Annotated in this window: 6 protein-coding genes; all 6 read right to left on the bottom strand. The window is 37.1% G+C overall.

Translation table 11 applies throughout. The features are described 5' to 3' along the window. Positions 1 to 193: 193 nt before the first annotated feature. Positions 194 to 2,092 carry a tRNA uridine-5-carboxymethylaminomethyl(34) synthesis enzyme MnmG gene (gene mnmG / locus F5ESL0225_RS07835; protein WP_122022383.1) on the bottom strand — a complete coding sequence of 633 codons (1,899 nt, stop codon included), beginning with the start codon at positions 2,090 to 2,092 and terminating at the stop codon, positions 194 to 196. Positions 2,093 to 2,102: 10 nt separating this feature from the next. Beyond that, positions 2,103 to 3,488, bottom strand: a complete 1,386-nt coding sequence (gene mnmE, locus F5ESL0225_RS07840; RefSeq protein WP_122025068.1) for a tRNA uridine-5-carboxymethylaminomethyl(34) synthesis GTPase MnmE — start codon at positions 3,486 to 3,488, stop codon at positions 2,103 to 2,105. Positions 3,489 to 3,591: 103 nt separating this feature from the next. After that, positions 3,592 to 4,458 carry a membrane protein insertase YidC gene (locus tag F5ESL0225_RS07845; protein WP_122025069.1) on the bottom strand — a complete coding sequence of 289 codons (867 nt, stop codon included), beginning with the start codon at positions 4,456 to 4,458 and terminating at the stop codon, positions 3,592 to 3,594. 1 nt (position 4,459) lies between these two features. After that, complete coding sequence (rnpA, locus tag F5ESL0225_RS07850) at positions 4,460 to 4,828, bottom strand: ribonuclease P protein component (protein ID WP_118895864.1); 369 nt, start codon at positions 4,826 to 4,828, stop codon at positions 4,460 to 4,462. A 52-nt stretch (positions 4,829 to 4,880) separates the two neighbouring features. Continuing rightward, positions 4,881 to 5,021, bottom strand: a complete 141-nt coding sequence (gene rpmH, locus F5ESL0225_RS07855) for a 50S ribosomal protein L34 (protein ID WP_003549412.1) — start codon at positions 5,019 to 5,021, stop codon at positions 4,881 to 4,883. A gap of 164 nt (positions 5,022 to 5,185) precedes the next feature. Then, positions 5,186 to 5,473: a hypothetical protein gene (locus tag F5ESL0225_RS07860; RefSeq protein WP_122048210.1), complete on the bottom strand. Its 288-nt coding sequence runs from the start codon at positions 5,471 to 5,473 to the stop codon at positions 5,186 to 5,188. Positions 5,474 to 6,799 lie beyond the last annotated feature (1,326 nt).

Genomic DNA, 6,799 nt, shown 5'->3' on the forward strand with positions numbered 1-6,799 from the left:
TATATGATTAGGTCAAGGTGTAAGCGCTACTCTAAAATATTATTTTCACAAAGTTAGATAGTTATTTTATAGCTTTCAGATTAGAGCAATAATTTTATTTGTGATTATCTGATCATTCACTTGAATTAAACGCATTCATTGCCAAATATTTTCAAAAAAAATATTTTTGGCTTTTTTAAAGTTTTTACTAAATTTATTTATTAAATTTAGCATAGCGTCCATTTTGAACATATACACTCAAAATTGCAATATCTGCTGGGTTAACTCCGGAAATTCTTTCTGCCTGGGCAATTGTTTCTGGGCGAATTTTTTCAAATTTTTGTCTGGCTTCCGTCGCCAGCCCCCCAATTGCTTGATAGTCAATACCCGCTGGGATTTTTTTAGCTTCTTGACGATGCAGACGTTCAATCTGTTGCTGCTCCTTCTTGATATAACCAGCATATTTGATATTAATTTCTAGCTGTTCTCTTACATAACGTTCATTGGAGATGCTTACACCACTTAAACGCTCAATATCTTCAATTTTAACACGCGGCCGTCTAAGAAAAACATCAGCTTTAATACCAGCTTTTAGTGGGGGTTCACTAATACTTTCCATAAATTCACGTACAGGTTCATCTGGATGAATAGTTATAGCTTTTAATCGTTGCATTGCCTCTTTAATGTGTTCTTTTTTAGTCAAAAATTGCACATAACGCTCATTAGAAATCAAACCTAATTGATGACCATATTCTGTTAAACGTAAATCAGCATTATCATGGCGTAAAATCAAGCGATATTCAGCTCTTGACGTCAGCAAGCGATACGGTTCTTCCGTTCCCTTAGTAACCAAATCATCAATTAAAACGCCGATATAAGCTTCATCACGCCCCACAGTAAAATCACCTTTTCCTGCTGCCCGCAAAGCTGCATTAATTCCTGCAATCAATCCTTGACCGGCTGCTTCTTCATAACCAGATGTTCCATTCATTTGACCAGCGGTATACAAATTCTTTATTTTTTTCGTTTCTAAAGTATGTTTAAGCTGCCAGGGATCAATTACATCATATTCGATTGCATAACCTGGGCGCATCATTTCAGCATGTTCAAGACCTGCAACCGAATGCAACATTTTTAATTGAATTTCTTCCGGCATTGAAGTTGAAAAATCACCCACATAGACTTCCTCGGTCTTTTCACCCTCAGGTTCTAAGAAAATTTGATGACGTAACCGATCAGCAAAACGGACTACCTTAGTTTCGATTGAAGGGCAATAACGTGGTCCTACCCCTTTAATTTGTCCGGAAAACATCGGTGATCTAGTCAAATTTTCGTTAATAATTTGATGGGTCGTTTGATTTGTGTAGGTCATCCAACAGGAAACTTGTTCTTTAAGGTAGTCCTCATCCCGACTCTCAAACGAAAAATGACGCGGAACTTGATCACCAGGTTCCTCTTCAGTCTTAGAGTAATCGATTGTATTACTATTTACCCTTGGCGGGGTTCCTGTTTTAAAACGACGTAATTTAAAACCTAATTTTTCCAAATTTTCTGATAACTTAATGGCTGGAATTGTATTGTTCGGACCAGATGAATAATTTAATTCACCAATATAAATTCGACCACGGGCTGAAGTACCAGTAGTTAAAACTACGCTCTTAGCATGATATTTTGCTCCGGTATTAGTAACCAAGCCGCAACAAACACCATCTTCAACAATTAACTCATCGACAGTTGCTTGCCGCAAGGTTAAATTTTTTGTTGCTTCAATTACATTCTTCATATGCTCATGATACTGCCATTTATCAGCTTGAGCACGTAAAGCTTGTACAGCAGGACCCTTACCTGTATTTAACATTCTCATTTGAATATATGAAGCATCAATGCTCTTGCCCATTTGACCACCTAGAGCATCAATTTCACGTACAACAGTTCCTTTAGCCGGACCGCCAACTGAAGGATTACACGGCATAAAAGCTACCATATCAAGACTAATCGTCAATAATAGCGTTTTTTGTCCCATCTTAGCACTAGCTAAAGCAGCTTCACATCCAGCATGGCCTGCTCCAACTACGATTACGTCGTAATCATTTGTGTCATATGTTTTTATCATTTTGATGCACCTATTTTCCTAAACAAAATTGACTGAACAATTCATTGACTAGCTCATCCGGACTACTGTCGCCTGTAATTTCACCCAAGGTATCCCAGGCTCCATTAAAATCTATTTGGGCAATATCAACTGGAATTTCATTTTCTAAGCTCTCAACTACTTCTTGCAACTGCTTTTTAGCTTTTTCAAGTAAGCTCACTTGCCGTTGATTAGTTACCATTACTTGGTCATTTGAATTTTTAATTCCTTTAAAAAATAATTTTTTTATTTCTTCTTCTAATAATTCAATATTTTTTTCTTGCAAAACTGAAATAGCAACCACTTCACTACCTGTTATTTTTTTAACTTCTGCAGATGTTATTTTTTGTTCTAAATCTGTTTTATTTAAAATTACAATTCGCTTCTTCTTGTTTGTAGCTTCAATTAAAGCATAATCTTCTGCTGACAAGTTTTTACTTGCATCAAATAGCAATAAGACTAAATCGGCCTTAGCTAATGCCTGCTTAGATCGTTCAACACCGATTTTTTCTACTTTATTATCGGTATCACGAATTCCAGCAGTATCAATTAGCTTTAACGGGACCCCCTTGACTGACACGTATTCTTCTAGTGTATCCCTCGTAGTGCCAGCAACATCAGTTACAATTGCGGTATCACTTTTAGTTAAATAATTCAGTAATGACGATTTACCAACATTAGGCTGACCAATAATTGCAGTAGCCAATCCGTTGCGCAAAACTGTTCCCTCCGTAGCGGTTGCCAAAAGATGGTCAATTTTACTAATTACCGACTTTGATACACTTATCATTTGTTCAGCTGTAATGGTATCTGCATCATATTCGGGGTAATCGATATTAACTTCGACATTAGCTAAAGTATCCAAAATTTGTTGCCGCAAAGCACGGATTTTTGCAAGTAACCCACCTTCAAGCTGCCTTTCAGCTACCTGTCTTGCCCGATCAGTTTTGGCTCTAACAATGTCCATGACACTTTCAGCTTGAGTTAAATCAATTCTGCCGTTAACAAAAGCCCGTTTAGTAAATTCGCCAGCTTCAGCCATACGAGCACCTTGCTTTAATAGTAACTGTAAAATTCGATTAGTAACAATAATACCGCCGTGACAGTTAATTTCTACAATATCCTCACGCGTAAACGTTTTAGGTGCAAGCATTACCGATACCATAACTTCATCAATTGTTAGCTTTAAAGCTGGATCAATAATATGACCATAATGAATAGTATGGGTAGGAACTTTTAGTAAATTAGCTCCTTTAAAAACCGTATTAGCAATTTTAACTGCATCTTCGCCTGACATTCGTACAATTGAAATTCCGCCTTCACCAATTGGGGTTGAAATTGCTGCTATTGTATCAAACTCAGTTAAAGTTTTTACCATGATTTTCTCCTTTTTCAATCAAAAAAGCGCATTATAATCATGAATAACCATGATATATAAAGCACTTTGACTACTTTATCTAAAAATCACTTTAGATTGATATTTACTTTTTACGTTTTAATCGTTTGTAAGTTTTTCTTAACTGACGTTGACGTTCACGTTCTGCTTGCCTTTTAGCCTCTTGCTCTTGGCGATACTTAATCGGATTTTGCAAAATGAAGGTCTGAACTACTTGGAATAAATTAGAAATTACCCAATATAAAACAATTGCCGATTGGAAGTAAATTCCCATTACTCCAACCATGATTGCCATCCCATAAGTCATTATCTTGGTTGAAAAATTCTGTGATTCCTTCGGTGTTGATAACTGACTAATATAAGTTGACAAGAACGTCAGAACCATTGATAGAACTGGCATAATGAAAAATGGATCAGGTTTGGCTAAGTCCATCCACAAAAAATGACCTGTCAACAGCTGTGGAGTTTGAGCAATTGCTCCGTATAAGGCAAGCATAACTGGCATTTGAATCAGAAGTGGTAAACATCCCGCATAGGGATTAATACCAGCTTCTTTATAAAGCTTATTAGTTTCTTGCGAAAGTAATGTACGCGACTCCGTGTCATTACCTGGATATTTTTTACGCAAAGCTTCAATTTCAGGCTGAATACTCTGCATCTTAGTCGTGCTCTTAATTGAAAGTGCACTAAGGGGATACAAAATTACGCGGACAATTACCGTAAAGACAATAATTGCCCAGCCGTAATCATTACCCATTATCTTGGCAAGCCAAAGCAAAAATGTCGACATGTAATAAATTACCCAGCGATTCCACCAATTACCACTAGTATGTGAAACAGGTGCAGGCTTAGCATTTGATGCAGCACAACCAGTCAAAACAACAGCAATTGTAATTACAGCCAACAAGGTCAACAACCGCTTGACATTCTTTTTGGTTAAAATGTCTTTCACTCTAATCTTCCTCAATTTCATCAGGTATTTCTTCGATAATATTGGCCAAAAAAAGGGCATGAAGCAAATTTTTTCTGACATCGGTCATTTTAAAACTACGCACATAAGGTCTAGCAATTACTAAAAAATCAATCTGCGGGTTAATCGCCGCTTTATTTTCAGTCAGAACAGCTCTAATATATCGCTTAAGCCGATTACGAACCACAGCAGTATGCCCGACCTTTTTGCCTACTGAAATGCCCACCCGAAAATGTGCATTTTCAGGCTTATTTATTTTATAAATAACAAAGGCCCGATTTGCAACTGAATTGCCAGCTTGAAAAACTTGCTGAAAATCATTTTCAGTTTTAACTCGATAAGACTTTCTCAAAACGCTTCATTCCACTCTTTGATACTAAAAAAACCACTGGGATTTCAGTGGTTTAAGCAGATAAGACTTTTCTACCCTTTGCACGGCGTCTAGCCAAAACCTTACGGCCATTTGATGTGCTCATCCGCTTCATAAAGCCGTGAACGCGTGAACGGTGACGCTTTTTAGGTTGGTAAGTTCTTTTAGTTGTCATTAAACTACACCTCCATTTTTAATATGCTAACTGCACAATTTAATAATTAGAATACCATGATTAAAGTAAAAAACCAAGTAAAAACGAAAAAAAGATGAAGTTAATCACTGAGCAGACAAATAATTGCTCAAGCAAGCTCGAAAAACTAGTCATAGACATATTTATTATAGCAAGTCGTCCTTGCCGATTTGGATTGAAGGATAGTGCTGCAGCGTGGACAAATCCGTGTCAAGCGGGCAGCTGTAAACCATGTAGTAATCGTCTTTCGCAGCTGAAGTTAGTTCCGCAAACTTCTGCCGGGCTTTTTGACAATTATGAGTCGCATAAACTACGCTAACCACACCTACTTTCCCCTCAGCATTCCTGCTACTGTGTTCGACACTGCCTCTTAATATTAACTTCAGATTACCATCGTCCTTTAGCCCCAGCTCAATATAATCTTGCTCATTCATTGCAATTCCTCCGCACTTAATAAACAATAATTTTCATTAATTATATTTAGTCAACAATATACTGTCAATTGCTTTCTTAGAAGCGTTGCATGATAATAAACGGCACTTAATAGCCACTTCCATATAACTCGCTTTTACGCGGTATTGTATGTTCTCAGTCCTTAATTAAGCTTATAATAGTGGTAAAAATATTGACTAAGTATCTGATTTGAGGTTCTAACAATGACAACGAGTGAATTATTAAAACAATATCGCCTGCACGCAAGCAAAACCCAAAAAGAATGGGCTGGAACAGCAAGCAGCCCTTCTTACTATCTCCAAGGTGGAAAAGGGACTCAACCGGATTACTGCCGCCGACTTAATCAAACTCCTGGACTATAGCGGCAAGCCCCACTAAGGGAATTTGCCTCATCGCCAAGATTATTTATTAATGATTAAAGGTTATATTGCTTTATTCACTAACCCTATTACAGAATTAGATACTACAACTGAATCACTTATTTAAAGAAACGATTTTCAATATTGCAAAATTTGACGACCTCTTCCTCCCTAATTATTGTAATTTCAGGCAGCTTTATGCTCTAGATATTAATTACTAGAAAAATCAGCAAACAATTTCAGGCTAGTAATGTCCTTAAAATTCAATAGCCTATTGGCGATTATTGTAAATACACTATTTCGCAAATAAAGTGAACGATTATTCTTGGCGCCACCATGTCTGTCGGTGAGAAGTAGCGAAGCCATGTATTGGACTTAATCCAAAACCGCTGCCATGTTACCCACAATATGTCCATGGCAGCGGTCTGGCGACTACGCAGCCTCGCTGACCAGAGCGCAAGAGTAAATTTTGGTTCTATAAATGCCCCATTTAGCAGTACCCGCGAGTGCGGGGGCTGCTTTTTTGCTTTATTAAACCGCAGCATGCGGCCCATAACAAAATTGCAATAGCAAATTTTATGTCTCATTTTAAACAGCCGCGACCAGACCTCGTATGTTAACATAAAGACCTGTGATTTTATCCACAATAGACAAGTCACAATGCTTTGCACAAGATTATGCACAATTCCCAGCCTGTTAAAAAAATTATGCACAGCATGTGGATATTTTGCTGCGAAATTCGGCTAAATCCCTGTTATTATAATAAAAATTATGCACAAAAGAATATGCTGATAAACTTTTTCAAGTACTCATTTGAGCAAATTTTGTGTATTCTCATAAAATATTTATCCACATCCTGTTAATTCTGAATTCTTTTTATTCACTTGTGGAAAACATTTTTATTAGATGGTAAAATATACTCTGCTTTAGTTATCGGAGGGGTTTATT

It is taken from the genome of Lactobacillus sp. ESL0225, assembly GCF_003692905.1.
Taxonomy (GTDB): domain Bacteria; phylum Bacillota; class Bacilli; order Lactobacillales; family Lactobacillaceae; genus Lactobacillus; species Lactobacillus bombicola.

Excerpts from the sequence above, each read along its gene's own strand:
- mnmE (WP_122025068.1), bottom strand. The coding sequence starts at position 3,488 with ATGGTAAAAACTTTAACTGAGTTTGATACAATAGCAGCAATTTCAACC.
- F5ESL0225_RS07860 (WP_122048210.1), bottom strand. The coding sequence starts at position 5,473 with ATGAATGAGCAAGATTATATTGAGCTGGGGCTAAAGGACGATGGTAAT.
- mnmG (WP_122022383.1), bottom strand. The coding sequence starts at position 2,092 with ATGATAAAAACATATGACACAAATGATTACGACGTAATCGTAGTTGGA.
- rpmH (WP_003549412.1), bottom strand. The coding sequence starts at position 5,021 with ATGACAACTAAAAGAACTTACCAACCTAAAAAGCGTCACCGTTCACGC.